Annotated in this window: 19 protein-coding genes; 16 read left to right on the top strand and 3 right to left on the bottom strand. The window is 52.3% G+C overall.

Translation table 11 applies throughout. The features are described from left to right. The first annotated feature begins 7 nt into the window (after nt 1-7). The 3 genes from LDB27_RS05195 to LDB27_RS05185 all read left to right on the top strand — a co-directional run bounded on the left by LDB27_RS05195 (nt 8) and on the right by LDB27_RS05185 (nt 1,102). Nucleotides 8-307: an ArsR/SmtB family transcription factor gene (locus tag LDB27_RS05195; RefSeq protein ID WP_000137434.1), complete on the top strand. Its 300-nt coding sequence runs from the start codon at nt 8-10 to the stop codon at nt 305-307. 9 nt (nt 308-316) lie between these two features. Continuing rightward, entirely contained in the window at nt 317-844 is a 528-nt protein-coding gene (locus LDB27_RS05190) for a rhodanese family protein (RefSeq protein WP_000022017.1), read from the top strand. Nucleotides 845-922: 78 nt separating this feature from the next. Next, a complete protein-coding gene (locus LDB27_RS05185) occupies nt 923-1,102 on the top strand; it encodes a hypothetical protein (protein WP_000494935.1) in 180 nt (59 codons plus the stop codon). A gap of 89 nt (nt 1,103-1,191) precedes the next feature. Here LDB27_RS05185 and stpA read toward each other — a convergent pair whose 3' ends face one another. Next, nucleotides 1,192-1,593 carry a DNA-binding protein StpA gene (gene stpA, locus LDB27_RS05180; RefSeq protein WP_001051100.1) on the bottom strand — a complete coding sequence of 134 codons (402 nt, stop codon included), beginning with the start codon at nt 1,591-1,593 and terminating at the stop codon, nt 1,192-1,194. Nucleotides 1,594-2,492: 899 nt separating this feature from the next. Between stpA and alaE the strand changes: the two genes are divergently transcribed. Then, a complete protein-coding gene (alaE, locus tag LDB27_RS05175) occupies nt 2,493-2,942 on the top strand; it encodes an L-alanine exporter AlaE (RefSeq protein ID WP_000492669.1) in 450 nt (149 codons plus the stop codon). A gap of 34 nt (nt 2,943-2,976) precedes the next feature. Here the strand turns inward: alaE and LDB27_RS05170 are convergent, their stop codons facing one another. Beyond that, nucleotides 2,977-3,327 (bottom strand): DUF2002 family protein, encoded by a 351-nt coding sequence (locus LDB27_RS05170; protein ID WP_000281304.1) that lies wholly within the window; start codon nt 3,325-3,327, stop codon nt 2,977-2,979. Between the two features lie 161 nt (nt 3,328-3,488). On the opposite strand from LDB27_RS05170, the gene LDB27_RS05165 reads away from it, so the two are divergent. After that, nucleotides 3,489-3,815, top strand: coding sequence for a DUF883 domain-containing protein (locus LDB27_RS05165; protein WP_001519557.1), 327 nt, complete (start codon nt 3,489-3,491; stop codon nt 3,813-3,815). A gap of 83 nt (nt 3,816-3,898) precedes the next feature. Here the strand turns inward: LDB27_RS05165 and LDB27_RS05160 are convergent, their stop codons facing one another. Further along, on the bottom strand, nt 3,899-5,233 hold the full coding sequence (locus LDB27_RS05160) for a PLP-dependent aminotransferase family protein (RefSeq protein WP_001138466.1): 1,335 nt from the start codon (nt 5,231-5,233) through the stop codon (nt 3,899-3,901). Between the two features lie 88 nt (nt 5,234-5,321). On the opposite strand from LDB27_RS05160, the gene LDB27_RS05155 reads away from it, so the two are divergent. The 11 genes from LDB27_RS05155 (at nt 5,322) to emrA (ending at nt 17,118) form a co-directional block, all read left to right on the top strand. Further along, a complete protein-coding gene (locus LDB27_RS05155) occupies nt 5,322-5,753 on the top strand; it encodes a carboxymuconolactone decarboxylase family protein (protein WP_000209815.1) in 432 nt (143 codons plus the stop codon). 271 nt (nt 5,754-6,024) lie between these two features. Continuing rightward, nucleotides 6,025-6,270, top strand: a complete 246-nt coding sequence (gene nrdH, locus LDB27_RS05150; RefSeq protein ID WP_000028870.1) for a glutaredoxin-like protein NrdH — start codon at nt 6,025-6,027, stop codon at nt 6,268-6,270. Further along, a complete protein-coding gene (nrdI, locus tag LDB27_RS05145; protein WP_001275402.1) occupies nt 6,267-6,677 on the top strand; it encodes a class Ib ribonucleoside-diphosphate reductase assembly flavoprotein NrdI in 411 nt (136 codons plus the stop codon). The genes nrdH and nrdI overlap by 4 nt, the downstream gene beginning before the upstream one ends. Further along, on the top strand, nt 6,677-8,794 hold the full coding sequence (nrdE, locus tag LDB27_RS05140) for a class 1b ribonucleoside-diphosphate reductase subunit alpha (RefSeq protein ID WP_001543279.1): 2,118 nt from the start codon (nt 6,677-6,679) through the stop codon (nt 8,792-8,794). Before nrdI ends, nrdE begins: the two co-directional genes overlap by 1 nt. A gap of 10 nt (nt 8,795-8,804) precedes the next feature. Beyond that, nucleotides 8,805-9,764: a class 1b ribonucleoside-diphosphate reductase subunit beta gene (gene nrdF, locus LDB27_RS05135; protein ID WP_000777908.1), complete on the top strand. Its 960-nt coding sequence runs from the start codon at nt 8,805-8,807 to the stop codon at nt 9,762-9,764. Between the two features lie 354 nt (nt 9,765-10,118). Then, the gene (proV, locus tag LDB27_RS05130; protein WP_000985529.1) at nt 10,119-11,321 is read left to right on the top strand and encodes a glycine betaine/L-proline ABC transporter ATP-binding protein ProV; all 1,203 of its coding nucleotides are present in this window, start codon (nt 10,119-10,121) and stop codon (nt 11,319-11,321) included. Next, nucleotides 11,314-12,378, top strand: a complete 1,065-nt coding sequence (gene proW, locus LDB27_RS05125; protein ID WP_000775015.1) for a glycine betaine/L-proline ABC transporter permease ProW — start codon at nt 11,314-11,316, stop codon at nt 12,376-12,378. The genes proV and proW overlap by 8 nt, the downstream gene beginning before the upstream one ends. 69 nt (nt 12,379-12,447) lie before the next feature. Beyond that, nucleotides 12,448-13,443 (top strand): glycine betaine/L-proline ABC transporter substrate-binding protein ProX, encoded by a 996-nt coding sequence (proX, locus tag LDB27_RS05120; protein WP_001216613.1) that lies wholly within the window; start codon nt 12,448-12,450, stop codon nt 13,441-13,443. Between the two features lie 164 nt (nt 13,444-13,607). Further along, a complete protein-coding gene (locus LDB27_RS05115; RefSeq protein ID WP_000165765.1) occupies nt 13,608-14,792 on the top strand; it encodes an MFS transporter in 1,185 nt (394 codons plus the stop codon). 496 nt (nt 14,793-15,288) lie between these two features. Further along, a complete protein-coding gene (gene mprA, locus LDB27_RS05110; protein ID WP_000378431.1) occupies nt 15,289-15,819 on the top strand; it encodes a transcriptional repressor MprA in 531 nt (176 codons plus the stop codon). A 126-nt stretch (nt 15,820-15,945) separates the two neighbouring features. After that, nucleotides 15,946-17,118, top strand: a complete 1,173-nt coding sequence (emrA, locus tag LDB27_RS05105; RefSeq protein WP_225519924.1) for a multidrug efflux MFS transporter periplasmic adaptor subunit EmrA — start codon at nt 15,946-15,948, stop codon at nt 17,116-17,118. Nucleotides 17,119-17,126: the final 8 nt, after the last annotated feature.

Genomic DNA, 17,126 nt, shown 5'->3' with positions numbered 1-17,126 from the left:
AATAACTATGACAGAGCTTGAACAACTTCAGGCCAGCGCAGAACAGGCGGCGGCCCTGCTCAAAGCGATGAGCCACCCAAAAAGATTACTGATTTTATGTATGCTTTGCGGTTCGCCAAAAACCAGCGCAGGCGAACTGGCGCGCATTACCGGGCTAAGCCCCTCCGCGACATCGCAACATCTGGCGCGGATGCGGGAAGAAGGGCTGATTGATAGTCAACGCGATGCCCAGCGCATTCACTATTTCATTAAAAATAAGGCGGTTAATACGATTATCGCCACGTTAAAGAATCTCTATTGTCCATAAGGAGGCACGATGTCCATTGGGATAGTTTCCCCCCGTGAGGCGCAAGCGCTGATGGCGCAAGGCGCGAAACTGATTGATGTGCGCGACGCCGATGAATATCTGCGCGAGCATATTCCACATGCGCAACTGGCGCCGCTCTCCCGGCTTGAACAGGGCGATTTGCCCGCCAACCTGCGAGCGGAACAGATTATTTTTCACTGTCAGTCAGGTAAACGAACCAGCAGCAATGCAGCAAAACTACAGGCCATTGCCGCCCCTGCTCAGGTCAGTCTACTGGAAGGCGGTATCGACGGATGGAAAGCGGCAGGATTGCCCGTCACAGAAGACAAATCGCAACCGTTGCCACTGATGCGTCAGGTGCAAATCGCCGCCGGCGGGTTGACGTTGCTTGGGGTGATTCTGGGCTATACGGTCCACGGCGGCTTTTTCCTCATTAGCGGTTTTGTCGGGGCCGGGTTAATGCTGGCAGGCATGACCGGCTTCTGCGGAATGGCGCGACTACTGGAAAAAATGCCCTGGAATACCCGTACTCATTAAGCGGTACCTTCACCACGCGTCGGTAAGTGTGTAGTAGACTGAAGGCGGGTTTATAGCATTGTTCAACAGGAGGGCGTGATATTCACACCAGGCGATTTTGTACAGCCCCGAATGGGGGGGCCGAAACTGAAAGTGATTGAAGTCAACGAGGATCATATTGTCGCGGTACAGGCCAGCAATGAGCAGGGCGAAAAATTGATCCTCAAAGCGGAAGATGTCACCCCCTATTGCGAAGAGGGCGATTTTGGCGTGTGCTGATTTATCAGAATGAGCATGGCGCAACGTTCCCTGAGTCCCGGTTAATAGAGACAGGAAACGAAGCGCCATCCGTTAAAGGTTATCCGTGATTAGATTAAGAAATCATCCAGAGATTTCCCCGCCGCCAGCGCCTGGGCAATCGGTTTAGGCGTACGACCTTGTCCGGTCCAGGTTTTTTCTTCGCCATTGAAATCAGTAAAACGATATTTTGCCGGACGCGGCTGGCGCTTTTTAGCAGAACGCGGCATTGCTGAATCCATGGCAAATAACTCTTCCGGGTTAATACCGTCTGCTTTCATCAGCTCCAGAAAGGCATTAATTTTCTCCTGCTTCTCGGCAAGCTGGCGTTGCTGCAATTCTTCTTCTTCGCGTCTTTCTTTAGTGACAACCCTGAATTTTTCGAGCATTTCTTCAAGAACGTCAATGGAGAATTCGCGAGCCATAGCACGCAGCGTGCGGATATTATTTAAGTTCTGTAACATCAAATTCATATCAATAAAAACCTTTTAACGCAGAAAACAAAAAACTATTACAGGCGGTATTGTATGCGATTATTGATTATATTTCCAGATCCTAAAGTTCATACAGATATACTCAGTATAACTCCATTAATTATATTAATCTGTTAACCAGAAGGTTATATTCATTACCCCCTGTGTATTTCAGGTTATTCTGCCTACGGTATATCTGTAGGTTTCCCGTTCAGCTGTTTATACCCTTCATACTTCAAGTTGCTTATGTGTTGGCTACGGATTACCCGGCCCATCCATGGGCCTCGCCCTGACGGGCCGTCGCACGCGACGTTCAAATCTGCTCCCGGCAGATTTGCCGCTCACCCCAGTCACATCGTTATCTATGCTCCTGGTGACTCACTCTCTTGCCGCCTTTAAGCAATTCGAAATCCATAGAATATATAGCGTATTGCGTATCTCAGTAGCCACGGTGACCCTCACGGTGGCTGACCTTATACAGAAGTGAATATTTCATCATAATAAGAGATTAACCATTCAAAAATTATCATCAGAGCTTTATGCTAAAAATCACCCTGCAATAGCTATGATTATGCTGAGAAAAGTAGAACGCGTGCCGTTAGCCGAGAATAGATCGCATCTGACAACATTTGGAATGTGGCTGAAAATCGCCAGAAAAACAATGCATTATAATACATTGATTTAAAAGTAATTAATGACTAACAACAACGAAAATCTCGCCGCGAGCAAAAAACACACAATCGTAGAGTATTTTATCGACAAAAAGCCTATAAATAAAAATATTACACTAGTTGATAGTTATTATATAGGGATATACTCTATGCAAAGACAAAAGTGCTTTATGATTTCACTACCAACCATCACTTCATTCTGATCGATACGCTACAAGGAGCATTAACATGTTCTCTCCACAGTCACGCTTGCGTCATGCCGTAGCAGACACGTTTGCGATGGTTGTTTACTGTTCTGTTGTGAACATGTTGATCGAGATATTCCTCTCCGGAATGAGCTTTGAGCAGTCGCTTTCTTCCAGGCTGGTGGCGATACCTGTCAACATTTTGATTGCATGGCCATACGGCGTTTACCGCGATCTGATTATGCGCGTCGCGCGTAAGGCAAGCCCGGCGGGATGGGCCAAAAACCTGGCGGATGTATTGGCTTATGTCACCTTTCAGTCACCCGTTTATATTATCATCTTGCTGACCGTCGGCGCCGGCTGGCATCAGATAGTGGCCGCCGTGAGTTCAAACATTGTTGTTTCAATGTTAATGGGCGCGGTTTATGGCTACTTCCTGGATTATTGTCGTCGCCTGTTTAAAGTGAGCAGCTATCATCAGGCTAAGGCATAAGTTAACGTCGCGACTGGCATTGCCAGTCGCGCTTTTAGTCGCTTTTTTCGTCGCCAAAAAGCCCGTTCAGATAACGTTCTAACGCTATTCGGGAGCTAAAGCCGTGGGGAATACCGTAATGTTCGTGGGTCTCGCCGCCTAAATAGAGCGGAAAATTTTGGTAGTGATCGCAGGTTTTAATATCCGAAGCCGGGTCAGCCAGTGATGAGCTACGGTCTTTTAATCTGGGGTGAATGATCAGCGCGGTACGCCCCATACGCGCCTCGCGGTTAACATAAACATAATTCTCGCCGCGTCGATAACCATACGTCTTATTCGTCACCACATCGACGGTAAACCCTGCCTTTTCCAGTACCCGCGCCACCTCGTCAGGTCGTAAATACATATTTTATCCTCATTCTCTTTTACTGCGGGCTTACCTTACCCGATAGCGCGTTATCAACGCTTTCAGAAAAGTCCAGAAACGCATGATATCGCCGTAACAAGCCTCAGCAGGTAAAAATATGAACTACACTGAAAGCTACATCGAAATCAATGGAGGATCATATGCTTAACAAACCGAACCGAAACGACGTCGATGATGGTGTTCAGGATATTCAGAATGATGTCAATCGATTAGCCGACAGTCTGGAAGATGTCCTTAAATCCTGGGGAAGCGATGCGAAAGACGAAGCCGAGGCTGCGCGACGTAAAGCACAGGCGTTGTTGAAAGAGACCCGGGCGCGGATGCAGGGTCGTACTCGCGTAAAACAAGCCGCCTGTGATGCGATGGGGTGCGCGGATACGTTTGTGCGTGAAAAACCCTGGTGTAGCGTAGGAACCGCCGCAGCGGTAGGGATTTTTATCGGGGCGCTGCTCAGCCTGCGTCGCTAACGACGTGCGCTGCCGGATGGCGACATACTTTATTGGGCCTGCATCATTGCCGCAGGCCCAGGTCGCGCCATTCGGCGAAACGGTTACTGTATCGCCTGTCGAAGCTGCCATGCGACCTGTTTCGCCATGCCAGCGGAAGTAATATTGGTAAATGACAGTAAAATGCCCCCCTTTCCTGATGAAACCACTCGCCAACGGCTTAGCGCCTGTACCGCCAGTCCGGCCTGATTCGCTTTCGCTACCTGCGCTTTATCATCGCCTTCAACCTCAATAACCAATTGAATACCGCCTTTCTGTAATGTCACAACAAATCCCTGTTCCGCCAGCGCCTCTTCAATCCATAACCGTCGCTGAGCATAATGTTGACGCATCTTTTTCAGATGTCGCCAGAAATGGCCATCACGGATAAAATCAGCCAACGTGTGCTGCCATAACAACGGTACGCTACAGGGCATCAGCGACGCCTGCTGGCGGAAATGCTCAATCTGCTTTATCGGTACCACCAGCCAGGCGGTACGTAATGCCGGGAAGAGCGACTTACTGAACGTTCCGGCGTAAATCACTCGCTGCGGGGCATCCAGACTCTTGAGCGGCGGAAGCGGTTTACCGTGATAACGAAATTCGCTGTCGTAGTCATCTTCAATAATCCAGGCCTGCACATTCGCCGCCCATGCCAGAAGTTGCCGTCGGCGAGTTAACGACAGCGCTACCCCCAACGGACTTTGGTGGGCGGGCGTCACCAATGCAAAGCGCCCCTGCGGGCAATCCCGCATCCCCGCCGCGACATTCAGCCCATCGGCATCGACCGGAATCGGCGCCAGCGTAATCCCCTCCTGCGTTATCACCGGGCGAATTAACGGAAAACCGGGATCTTCCACCCACATGCTGTCTCCCGGCACAGACAATGTACGCAGGATCAGCCGCATAGAATCCGCATATCCGGAGGTAATAAATACCTGTTCCGGCAGGCATTCAATGCTACGCGAAACCCGCAGGTAATCGACTATCGCCTGGCGCAAAATCGCCTCGCCGCAGACGTCGCCTAATGCCAGATCGAAGCGCGTCTGCGTGCGCAACCGACGCCCCATCACTCGCGCCCACTTCTCGCGCGGAAAGAGATCCAGCGCCGGTAACCCCATCTGAAAGGGTTTCGGTTCCGGACTTTCTCCGGCAAAAACAGCGGGTATCGGCGGCGCCGTCTCAAACCGTAGAGCGTTGCTCACAAACGTGCCTGCCTGGCCACGTCGCTCCAGCCAGCCCTGCGCCACCAGCTCGCCATAGGCATTTTCCACCGTGGCGCGAGAAACGCCCAGTTCCTGCGCCCACGTCCGGCTGGAAGGCAAACGCGTTCCGGGCGCGAGTTCTCCTTGCTCAATGGCCGTTTTTAACTGACGAGCGATGTGCTGATAGCGCGGCATATGGTCTGCTTTTTCTGTAAAAATATGGCTCTCTTTTACAGACCATTATAGTGCTACAGTGCTCGTCATCAACACGAGGAGACACATGATGACGACGTTACGCCAACCCTATTATGAACTGAGCCCGGAGGTTTACAGCGCTCTGGTGCAGGCGAAAAACGCGCTGGAAAAGAGCACGCTTGACCCCACGCTGATGGAGCTGATTTACCTGCGTGTTTCGCAAATAAATGGTTGTGCATTTTGCCTGGAGATGCACAGTAAAGCGTTGCGTAAGGCTGGCGTAAATCAAGCTAAATTAGATGCGCTGGCAGGATGGCGGGTAAGCCACCATTTCAGCGAGCAAGAGTGCGCGGCGTTAGCCTGGGCGGAATCGGTGACGCACATTGCTGAAACCCACGCCGAAGATAATGTTTACCTGCCGCTGCTCGATCATTTCAGCGCGCGTGAAATCAGCGATCTGACCTTCGCCATCGGTTTAATGAACTGCTTTAACCGTCTGGCGATCGGTATGCGAATGTGACGCATTGTTGCCGGATGGTGCTGATGTCAGCCAACTCTGTTATGCGTGAACCTGCAGGCCGGATCGGGTGTTCACGCCGCCATCCGGCAAAAATTAGCCATGCCGCCCCTACCCCGCTGCGTTCATCAGCGACGTTAAAACCAATCGAAAATTCCCATATCTTGTATGGTTGAATCTTAATTCAACTACATCTAGTATTTCCTGTATCAACATCCGACAATCCGACGCGTTTCATCGCGCCGTTTTCTCATTTTAAATGGAAATACGAATCATGAGCATTACTATTTACACTCGCAATAACTGTGTTCAGTGCCACGCCACAAAGCGGGCGATGGAAAGCCGTGGATTTGAATTTGAGATGGTGAACGTCGATCTGGTGCCGGATGCAGCGGATACGCTCCGGGCGCAAGGATTTCGTCAATTACCGGTGGTGATGGCGGGCGATTTGAGCTGGTCTGGCTTCCGCCCGGACATGATTAACCGTCTGCACCCGACACCCCACGCGGCAAACGCATGAGCGCGCTCGTCTACTTCTCCAGCAGCTCTGAAAATACGCACCGTTTTATGCAGCGTCTGGGGCTGCCTGCCACGCGTATTCCGCTCAATGAACGGGAGCGAATTCAGGTAGACGAACCGTACATTCTGGTTGTGCCGTCATACGGCGGCGGCGGGATGGCCGGTGCGGTGCCGCGACAGGTGATCCGCTTTTTAAATGATGAACACAACCGGGCGCGCATTCGCGGCGTTATCGCCTCCGGTAATCGCAATTTCGGCGATGCCTGGGGATGCGCTGGCGATGTGATAGCACAAAAATGCGGCGTTCCCTGGCTGTACCGCTTTGAGCTCATGGGCACACAACGCGACATCGATAACGTCCGAAAAGGAGTAAATGAATTTTGGCAACAACTATCCCGGAGCGCGTAATGCAGGAAACCATGGATTACCACGCCCTGAACGCGATGCTGAATCTTTATGATAAAGCAGGCCATATTCAGTTCGACAAGGACCAGCAGGCGATCGACGCCTTCTTTGCCGCCCACGTCCGCCCGCATTCCGTGACGTTTGCCAGCCAGCATGAACGTCTGGAGACGCTGGTTCGGGAAGGGTATTACGATGACGCTGTCCTCGCGCGTTACGACCGCGCCTTCGTCCTCCGCCTGTTCGAGCACGCCCACGCCAGCGGCTTTCGCTTCCAGACGTTTCTTGGCGCCTGGAAGTTCTATACCAGTTACACGCTGAAAACCTTCGACGGCAAACGTTATCTGGAACACTTTGAAGATCGGGTGACAATGGTGGCGTTGACGCTGGCGCAGGGTGACGAAACGCTGGCCACCCAACTGACCGATGAAATGCTTTCTGGTCGCTTTCAGCCTGCTACCCCGACTTTTTTAAATTGCGGTAAACAGCAGCGTGGGGAACTGGTCTCCTGCTTCCTGCTCCGTATCGAAGACAATATGGAGTCGATCGGGCGAGCGGTGAATTCGGCGCTGCAACTCTCCAAACGCGGCGGCGGCGTCGCGTTTTTACTCTCCAATCTGCGCGAGGCGGGCGCGCCGATCAAACGCATTGAGAATCAGTCTTCCGGCGTGATCCCGGTGATGAAAATGCTGGAAGACGCATTTTCGTATGCCAACCAGCTTGGCGCGCGCCAGGGGGCCGGCGCGGTTTATCTCCATGCGCACCACCCGGATATTCTGCGTTTTCTGGATACCAAACGGGAAAATGCTGACGAAAAAATCCGGATCAAAACGCTCTCTCTCGGCGTGGTGATCCCGGATATCACCTTCCGGCTGGCGAAAGAAAACGCGCAAATGGCGCTCTTTTCGCCCTATGACGTACAACGACGCTACGGCAAACCGTTTGGCGATATCGCCATTAGCGAACGGTACGATGAATTAATTGCCGATCCACACGTGCGTAAAACCTATATTAACGCCCGTGACTTTTTTCAAACACTGGCGGAGATTCAGTTCGAATCCGGGTATCCCTACATCATGTTTGAAGATACGGTAAACCGCGCGAATCCCATTGCTGGTCGCATTAATATGAGCAATCTGTGCTCGGAAATTTTACAGGTCAATAGCGCCTCCCGTTACGACGATAACCTTGACTATACCCACATCGGGCATGACATCTCCTGCAATCTCGGCTCGCTGAATATCGCTCACGTCATGGATTCACCGGACATTGGTCGTACCGTAGAAACCGCTATTCGCGGCCTGACGGCGGTGTCGGACATGAGCCATATACGCAGCGTGCCCTCAATAGCCGCCGGTAATGCCGCCTCTCATGCCATCGGTCTGGGCCAGATGAATCTGCATGGCTATCTGGCGAGAGAAGGCATTGCCTACGGTTCGCCGGAGGCGTTGGATTTCACCAATTTCTATTTTTACACCATTACCTGGCATGCCGTGCATACTTCAATGCGGCTGGCCCGCGAACGCGGCAAAACCTTCGCCGGATTTGCGCAGTCGCGCTATGCCAGCGGCGACTATTTTACGCAGTATTTACAGGACGACTGGCAACCGAAAACGGCGAAAGTCAGGGCGCTATTTGCCCGCAGCGGCATTACGCTGCCCACACGAGAAATGTGGCTAAAGCTGCGCGACGATGTGATGCGCTATGGCATCTATAACCAAAATTTGCAGGCGGTGCCGCCGACCGGTTCGATTTCTTACATTAATCATGCGACTTCCAGCATTCATCCGATTGTGGCCAAAATTGAGATTCGCAAAGAGGGCAAAACCGGGCGTGTGTATTACCCCGCGCCGTTTATGACCAATGAAAATCTGGACATGTATCAGGATGCCTACGATATCGGTCCGGAAAAAATTATTGATACCTATGCCGAGGCCACGCGCCACGTCGATCAAGGACTGTCGCTCACCCTGTTTTTCCCCGATACCGCCACGACCCGCGATATCAACAAAGCGCAGATCTATGCCTGGCGAAAAGGTATTAAGTCACTGTATTACATCCGGCTTCGCCAGTTGGCGCTGGAAGGTACTGAAATTGAAGGCTGCGTATCCTGCGCGCTATAAGGAAAGCCATATGAAATTATCTCGTATTAGCGCCATCAACTGGAACAAGATCCAGGACGACAAAGATCTGGAGGTGTGGAACCGGCTGACCAGTAACTTCTGGCTGCCGGAAAAAGTGCCGTTATCGAATGATATTCCGGCCTGGCAGACGCTGAGCGCCGCCGAACAGCAGCTCACCATTCGCGTGTTTACGGGTCTTACGCTGCTTGACACTATCCAGAACATCGCAGGCGCGCCGTCGTTAATGGCAGATGCCATCACGCCGCATGAAGAGGCAGTACTGTCGAACATCAGCTTTATGGAAGCGGTACACGCCCGCTCTTACAGTTCTATTTTTTCCACGCTGTGCCAGACAAAAGAGGTTGATGCCGCCTACGCCTGGAGCGAAGAAAACCCGACGCTACAGCGTAAGGCGCAGATTATTTTGGCTCATTACGTCAGCGATGAACCGCTAAAGAAAAAGATTGCCAGCGTCTTTTTAGAGTCTTTTCTGTTCTATTCCGGCTTCTGGCTACCGATGTATTTCTCCAGCCGCGGTAAGCTCACGAACACTGCCGACCTGATTCGTTTAATCATTCGCGATGAAGCGGTTCACGGTTATTATATTGGCTATAAGTATCAGATAGCGCTACAAAAACTATCGGCAATCGAGCGTGAAGAGTTAAAGCTTTTCGCGCTGGATTTGTTAATGGAACTGTACGACAACGAAATCCGCTACACAGAAGCATTATATGCGGAAACCGGCTGGGTTAACGACGTCAAAGCCTTCTTGTGCTACAACGCCAATAAAGCCTTAATGAACCTGGGTTATGAGGCGTTATTTCCGCCGGAGATGGCAGACGTGAATCCCGCAATCCTTGCCGCGCTCTCGCCGAATGCCGACGAAAACCATGATTTCTTTTCCGGCTCAGGTTCATCTTATGTGATGGGGAAAACAGTCGAAACCGAAGACGAAGACTGGAATTTTTAATCTTACGGGCATGGGAAATAACGTTACATTTTCCATGCCTTTATTTCAAGCAATACCGTGTTAAATCGCGCAAATATTACAACATGTCCTACACTCAATACGAGTGACATTATTCACCTGGATTCCCCCAATTCAGGTGGATTTTTGCTGGTTGTCTCAAAAAATATCTCTCCCTCCCCATTCGCGTTCAGCCCTTATATCATGGGAAATCACAGCCGATAGCACCTCGCAATATTCATGCCAGAAGCAAATTCAGGGTTGTCTCAGATTCTGAGTATGTTAGGGTAGAAAAAGGTAACTATTTCTATCAGGTAACATATCGACATAAGTAAATAACAGGAATCATTCTATTGCATGGCAATTAAATTAGAAGTGAAGAATCTGTATAAAATATTTGGAGAGCATCCGCAGCGTGCCTTCAAATATATTGAAAAGGGACTATCGAAAGAGCAAATACTGGAAAAAACGGGGCTATCGCTTGGCGTTAAAGACGCCAGTCTGGCCATTGAAGAAGGCGAGATATTTGTCATCATGGGATTATCCGGCTCGGGTAAATCCACAATGGTACGCCTTCTCAATCGCCTGATTGAACCCACCCGCGGACAGGTACTGATTGACGGCGTTGATATTGCCAAAATATCAGACGCTGAGCTTCGCGAGGTGCGCAGGAAAAAGATTGCGATGGTCTTCCAGTCATTTGCGCTCATGCCGCATATGACCGTGCTGGATAATACGGCATTCGGTATGGAATTAGCGGGCATCGCGGCGCAAGAGCGTCGCGAAAAAGCGCTGGACGCCTTGCGTCAGGTAGGGCTTGAGAATTACGCTCACGCCTATCCGGATGAACTTTCCGGTGGGATGCGTCAGCGTGTTGGACTTGCCCGCGCGCTGGCAATCAACCCTGATATCTTATTAATGGATGAAGCGTTTTCCGCCCTCGATCCATTAATTCGTACCGAAATGCAGGATGAGCTGGTGAAATTACAGGCGAAACATCAGCGCACCATTGTCTTTATTTCCCACGATCTTGATGAGGCTATGCGTATTGGCGACAGGATTGCCATTATGCAAAATGGCGAGGTCGTACAGGTTGGTACGCCGGATGAGATCCTGAATAATCCGGCAAATGATTATGTCCGCACGTTCTTCCGTGGCGTGGATATTAGTCAGGTCTTTAGCGCCAAAGATATTGCCCGTCGCAGTCCGGTCGGCTTAATTCGTAAAACGCCAGGTTTCGGTCCCCGTTCGGCACTGAAATTATTACAGGACGAAGACCGTGAATATGGTTACGTCATTGAGCGTGGCAATAAATTCGTGGGCGTCGTGTCCATCGACTCATTAAAAGCGGCATTAAGCCAGGCGCAAGGGATTGAAGCGGCGCTTATCGACGACCCTTTAGTCGTTGATGCGCAAACCCCACTCAGCGAGTTGCTCTCTCACGTCGGTCAGGCGCCCTGCGCGGTGCCGGTTGTCGATGAAGAACACCAGTATGTTGGCATTATTTCAAAACGTATGTTGCTACAGGCTTTAGATCGCGAGGGGGGTAACAATGGCTGATCAAACGAATCCGTGGGATACCGCACAGGTGGCCGATACTACGACGCAAACGGCTGATGCCTGGGGAACACCGGCAGGCGTAGCCACGGACGGCGGCAGTACCGACTGGTTGAACAGCGCGCCCGCGCCAGCCCCTGAACACTTTTCTCTTCTGGACCCGTTCCATAAGACGCTGATCCCGCTGGATAGCTGGGTCACAGAGGGAATCGACTGGGTCGTCACCCATTTCCGTCCCCTTTTTCAGGGGATTCGTGTGCCGGTGGATTACATTCTTAACGGCTTTCAGCAACTGCTGCTGGGAATGCCCGCCCCTGTGGCGATTATTCTCTTTGCGCTGATTGCCTGGCAGGTTTCCGGCGTGGGCATGGGGATCGCGGCGCTGATATCGCTGATCGCCATCGGCGCGATCGGTGCCTGGTCGCAGGCGATGATTACCCTGGCGCTGGTGCTGACCGCCCTGTTGTTCTGCGTCGTGATCGGATTACCGATGGGAATCTGGCTGGCGCGCAGCCCGCGTGCGGCCAAAATAGTTCGTCCGCTGCTGGATGCGATGCAGACCACGCCCGCGTTTGTCTATCTGGTGCCGATTGTCATGTTATTCGGCATCGGTAACGTGCCGGGCGTGGTGGTGACGATTATTTTTGCTCTACCGCCGATTATACGCCTGACGATCCTGGGCATTAACCAGGTGCCTGCCGACTTAATTGAAGCGTCGCGCTCGTTCGGCGCCAGCCCGCGCCAAATGTTGTTCAAAGTGCAGCTACCGCTGGCGATGCCCACCATTATGGCAGGTGTTAATCAGACGCTGATGCTGGCTCTCTCGATGGTCGTCATCGCCTCGATGATTGCGGTCGGTGGGCTTGGCCAGATGGTACTACGCGGTATTGGTCGTCTTGATATGGGGCTGGCAACCGTCGGCGGCGTCGGCATTGTGATTCTCGCCATCATTCTGGACCGTCTGACGCAGGCCGTCGGGCGCGACTCGCGTAGCCGCGGTAACCGTCGCTGGTATACCACCGGTCCTGTTGGGCTAATCACCCGCCCTTTCGTTAAGTAACTCTCCTGACGCCCGGTGACGCTGCGCTTACCGGGCTTACAACTCCCTACCATAATTAAAGGAACAACGATGCGACATACTGTGATATTTGCCTCAGCGTTTGCCACCCTTGTCACCGCCAGCGCTTTCGCTGCCGACCTGCCTGGCAAAGGCATTACCGTCCAACCTATCCAAAGCACTATTTCTGAAGAGTCCTTCCAGACGTTACTGGTCAGCCGGGCGCTGGAAAAGTTGGGTTATACCGTAAATAAGCCGAGTGAAGTCGATTACAACGTAGGCTATACCTCCATCGCCTCTGGCGATGCGACGTTTACCGCCGTGAACTGGCAGCCGCTGCATGATGATATGTATGCCGCAGCAGGCGGAGACAAAAAGTTTTACCGCGAGGGTGTCTTCGTCTCCGGCGCTGCGCAGGGCTATCTGATCGATAAAAAAACCGCCGAGCAGTACAACATCACCAATATCGCTCAGCTAAAAGATCCGAAAATCGCCAAAATCTTCGATACCAATGGCGACGGAAAAGCGGACATGATGGGCTGCTCGCCGGGCTGGGGCTGCGAAGCCGTGATCAATCACCAGAATAAAGCGTTTGATCTGCAAAAAACCGTTGAGGTCAGCCACGGTAACTATGCGGCGATGATGGCTGATACCATTACCCGTTTTAAAGAAGGCAAGCCGGTGCTGTATTACACCTGGACCCCGTACTGGGTGAGCGACGTAATGAAGCCGGGTAAAGATGTCGTCTGGCTACAGGTGCCGTTCTCCTCCCTGCCGGGCGAACAGAAAAATATTGATACTAAACTGCCGAACGGCGCGAACTATGGGTTCCCGGTTAATACCATGCATATTGTCGCCAATAAGGCATGGGCGGAGAAAAACCCGGCGGCGGCGAAACTGTTCGCCATCATGAAGCTGCCGCTGGCGGATATCAACGCGCAGAACGCCATGATGCATGCCGGTAAATCGTCTGAAGCCGATGTTCAGGGCCATGTGGACGGCTGGATCAACGCCCACCAGCAGCAGTTTGACGGCTGGGTGAAAGAAGCGCTGGCCGCGCAGAAATAAGATCGTTTTTTATGCCGGATAAGGCGCAGTTCATGCGCCGCTATCCGGCCAACGCAATCTCTCCTCAAAGCGCACGATTCATCACGTCACCGTTCCCCTTTATTCATCAACATCCGCTATGATTGTTTTCCCAGGAAATAATTATCTGAATCACGATTACCATCATGACGAAACCCACTCATGGGCTTAGCCCGGCGCTGATCGTTTTAATGTCTGTCGCCACGGGTCTGGCGGTCGCCAGCAACTACTACGCCCAGCCGCTGCTTGATACCATCGCGCATCACTTTTCGCTTTCCGCCAGCTCCGCAGGGTTTATCGTTACCGCCGCGCAGTTGGGCTATGCCGCTGGCCTGTTGTTTCTGGTGCCGCTCGGCGACATGTTTGAACGCCGAACGCTGATTGTCTCCATGACGTTGCTGGCGGCTGGCGGAATGCTGATCACCGCCAGCAGTCAGTCGCTTAGCATGATGATACTCGGAACGGCCTTAACCGGACTGTTCTCCGTGGTGGCGCAGATTCTGGTTCCGCTGGCCGCCACGCTTGCGACGCCCGCCACCCGCGGTAAAGTGGTCGGCACCATTATGAGCGGCCTGTTGCTGGGGATCCTGCTGGCGCGAACGGTCGCCGGACTGCTGGCAAACCTCGGCGGTTGGCGCACCGTATTTTGGGTAGCGTCGGCGCTGATGGCGCTGATGGCCGTCGCGTTGTGGCGCGGACTGCCAAAACTCAAATCCGACACCCATCTTAACTACCCGCAACTGTTGGGTTCTGTATTCAGCCTGTTTATTCACGATAAGCTGCTGCGTACCCGCGCGCTGCTGGGCTGTCTGACCTTTGCTAATTTCAGCATCCTCTGGACGTCAATGGCCTTTTTGCTCGCCGCGCCGCCGTTTGGCTACTCCGAGGGAATGATTGGCCTGTTTGGCCTGGCGGGGGCCGCCGGCGCTTTAGGCGCGCGTCCGGCGGGCGGATTTGCCGATAAAGGTAAATCTCACCTCACCACCACGTTCGGCTTACTGCTGCTGTTACTCTCCTGGTTGGCTATCTGGCTTGGGCACACCTCGGTACTGGCGCTGATTATTGGCATTCTGGTACTGGACCTCACCGTTCAGGGGGTACATATCACCAATCAGACGGTCATCTATCGTTTGCATCCGGGTGCGCGTAACCGGCTCACCGCCGGCTATATGACCAGCTACTTTATCGGTGGCGCCGCGGGGTCGCTGATTTCCGCCTCCGCCTGGCAACATGCTGGCTGGGCCGGCGTTTGTCTGTCGGGTGTCACGGTAGCCTTACTTAATTTACTGGTCTGGTGGCGAGGTTTTCACCGACAGGAAGCCGTAAATTAAGCGGATAGTGAGCGTTTACCTTTGTTTAAGCTCCTTAGGGTGTTAAGGAGCTCCCCAGTCTGTTAAGGTTATGCTATTCATTTATCATGGTTATTTTTATACCGGTGAAGAATAATATAATTCTATGGAAAGCCCTGCATCCCCATCTGCTCCCAGGCCAATAGCGCCCGTTCAAGGATTCGAAGGTCGTTCACCGATAGCTATCCGTGATATTCCGGTGGCTTTTGCATCGGGTTGTAAGGCCGTTTACCCGGCTTTCGCCCCTCCCGCTTATCGTTCTCTCCTGATTTTTTCATGCAGGCACTCACGCTTTTCTCGTCATTCCTGGACTTGCCGCAGGCGGCGCTTTACCGGGCCCAATGTTCCCGCTGGCGTCTCAGTCTGCGTATCATTGGTTGCTTTATAGCCTGAAAGAATGATTTTGTATTAATAATACATTTACTTTATTTGTCACTGTCGTTACTATATCGGCTGAAATTAATGAGGTCATGCCCAAATGGATAGTTCGTTTACGCCCATTGAACAAATGCTAAAATTTCGCGCCAGCCGTCACGAAGACTTTCCTTACCAGGAAATTCTTTTGACTCGTCTTTGTATGCACATGCAAGGCAAGCTCCTGGAAAACCGCAATAAAATGCTGAAGGCTCAAGGGATTAACGAGACGTTGTTTATGGCGTTGATTACGCTGGAGTCTCAGGAAAACCACAGTATTCAGCCGTCTGAATTAAGCTGCGCGCTGGGTTCATCTCGCACCAATGCGACACGCATTGCAGATGAGCTGGAAAAACGCGGCTGGATTGAGCGTCGTGAGAGCGATAACGACCGCCGTTGCCTGCATCTGCAATTAACGGAGAAAGGCCAGGCATTTTTGCAAGAAGTGCTTCCACCTCAGCATCATTGTCTGCATCAACTCTGGTCATCACTTAGCACTGCCGAAAAAGATCAACTTGAGCACATCACTCGTAAACTCCTGACGCGTCTTGATCAAATGGAGCAGGAAGGCACTGTTCTTGAGGCGCTGCGCTAAAGCGCCGACCCGCTCAAAAATCCAGATTAATAACAGGAAAGCGGACAGGCCGGCACGCGTTACTGCTGGCCTTTCTGACAACAGGTCGGCTCAGCCGATGTGAATAATAAGATCGTGGAGAACAACATGAGCGCAAATGCGGAGATCCAAACCCCGCAGCAACCGGCTAAGAAGAAAGGCAAACGCAAAACAGCGCTGCTACTTCTTACCTTGCTCTTTGTTATTATTGCCGTGGCATATGGAATTTATTGGTTTTTAGTATTGCGTCATATTGAAGAGACAGATGATGCTTACGTGGCAGGGAACCAGGTTCAAATCATGGCGCAGGTGTCAGGCAGCGTGACGAAAGTCTGGGCTGATAACACCGACTTTGTAAAAGAGGGCGATGTTCTGGTCACGCTCGATCAGACTGACGCCAAACAAGCGTTTGAAAAAGCTAAAACGGCGCTGGCCTCCAGCGTGCGTCAGACGCACCAGTTGATGATTAACAGCAAGCAGTTGCAGGCGAATATCGACGTGCAAAAAACCGCCCTGGCGCAAGCGCAAAGCGACCTTAACCGTCGTGTGCCGCTGGGTAACGTCAATCTTATTGGCCGTGAAGAGTTGCAACACGCCCGCGATGCCGTCGCCAGCGCGCAGGCACAGCTGGATGTTGCCATTCAACAGTACAATGCCAACCAGGCAATGATACTCAACAGTAAACTGGAAGATCAGCCCGCGGTTCAACAAGCGGCGACCGAAGTGCGTAACGCCTGGCTGGCGCTGGAGCGTACCCGCATCGTCAGCCCAATGACCGGTTATGTCTCCCGCCGCGCCGTCCAGCCTGGCGCGCAAATCAGCCCCACCACGCCGCTGATGGCCGTGGTGCCTGCAACCGATCTGTGGGTGGACGCTAACTTTAAAGAGACTCAATTAGCGAATATGCGCATTGGGCAGCCAGTGACGGTGATTACTGATATTTATGGCGACGACGTAAAATACACCGGTAAAGTCGTCGGTCTGGATATGGGAACAGGCAGCGCCTTCTCCCTGCTGCCCGCGCAAAATGCGACGGGTAACTGGATTAAAGTGGTTCAACGTCTGCCGGTACGCGTCGAACTGGACGCCCGCCAGTTAGAACAACATCCGCTGCGTATTGGTTTATCGACGCTGGTCACCGTGGATACCGCTAATCGCGACGGTCAGGTACTGGCCAGCCAGGTACGAACGACGCCGGTTGCCGAAAGTAACGCACGCGAAATTAATCTCGCGCCGGTCAATAAACTGATCGACGACATCGTACAGGCTAACGCGGGTTAATCCTGAGG

Source organism: Salmonella sp. JXY0409-18 (assembly GCF_020268625.1).
Lineage (GTDB): Bacteria > Pseudomonadota > Gammaproteobacteria > Enterobacterales > Enterobacteriaceae > Salmonella > Salmonella enterica.
The sequence above is the reverse complement of the archived record's forward strand: the minus strand, read 5'-3'. Positions and strand labels throughout refer to the sequence as shown.

Excerpts from the sequence above, each read along its gene's own strand:
- LDB27_RS05195 (WP_000137434.1), top strand. The coding sequence starts at position 8 with ATGACAGAGCTTGAACAACTTCAGGCCAGCGCAGAACAGGCGGCGGCC.
- LDB27_RS05190 (WP_000022017.1), top strand. The coding sequence starts at position 317 with ATGTCCATTGGGATAGTTTCCCCCCGTGAGGCGCAAGCGCTGATGGCG.
- stpA (WP_001051100.1), bottom strand. The coding sequence starts at position 1,593 with ATGAATTTGATGTTACAGAACTTAAATAATATCCGCACGCTGCGTGCT.
- alaE (WP_000492669.1), top strand. The coding sequence starts at position 2,493 with ATGTTCTCTCCACAGTCACGCTTGCGTCATGCCGTAGCAGACACGTTT.
- LDB27_RS05170 (WP_000281304.1), bottom strand. The coding sequence starts at position 3,327 with ATGTATTTACGACCTGACGAGGTGGCGCGGGTACTGGAAAAGGCAGGG.
- LDB27_RS05165 (WP_001519557.1), top strand. The coding sequence starts at position 3,489 with ATGCTTAACAAACCGAACCGAAACGACGTCGATGATGGTGTTCAGGAT.
- LDB27_RS05160 (WP_001138466.1), bottom strand. The coding sequence starts at position 5,233 with ATGCCGCGCTATCAGCACATCGCTCGTCAGTTAAAAACGGCCATTGAG.
- LDB27_RS05155 (WP_000209815.1), top strand. The coding sequence starts at position 5,322 with ATGACGACGTTACGCCAACCCTATTATGAACTGAGCCCGGAGGTTTAC.
- nrdH (WP_000028870.1), top strand. The coding sequence starts at position 6,025 with ATGAGCATTACTATTTACACTCGCAATAACTGTGTTCAGTGCCACGCC.
- nrdI (WP_001275402.1), top strand. The coding sequence starts at position 6,267 with ATGAGCGCGCTCGTCTACTTCTCCAGCAGCTCTGAAAATACGCACCGT.
- nrdE (WP_001543279.1), top strand. The coding sequence starts at position 6,677 with ATGCAGGAAACCATGGATTACCACGCCCTGAACGCGATGCTGAATCTT.
- nrdF (WP_000777908.1), top strand. The coding sequence starts at position 8,805 with ATGAAATTATCTCGTATTAGCGCCATCAACTGGAACAAGATCCAGGAC.
- proV (WP_000985529.1), top strand. The coding sequence starts at position 10,119 with ATGGCAATTAAATTAGAAGTGAAGAATCTGTATAAAATATTTGGAGAG.
- proW (WP_000775015.1), top strand. The coding sequence starts at position 11,314 with ATGGCTGATCAAACGAATCCGTGGGATACCGCACAGGTGGCCGATACT.
- proX (WP_001216613.1), top strand. The coding sequence starts at position 12,448 with ATGCGACATACTGTGATATTTGCCTCAGCGTTTGCCACCCTTGTCACC.
- LDB27_RS05115 (WP_000165765.1), top strand. The coding sequence starts at position 13,608 with ATGACGAAACCCACTCATGGGCTTAGCCCGGCGCTGATCGTTTTAATG.
- mprA (WP_000378431.1), top strand. The coding sequence starts at position 15,289 with ATGGATAGTTCGTTTACGCCCATTGAACAAATGCTAAAATTTCGCGCC.
- emrA (WP_225519924.1), top strand. The coding sequence starts at position 15,946 with ATGAGCGCAAATGCGGAGATCCAAACCCCGCAGCAACCGGCTAAGAAG.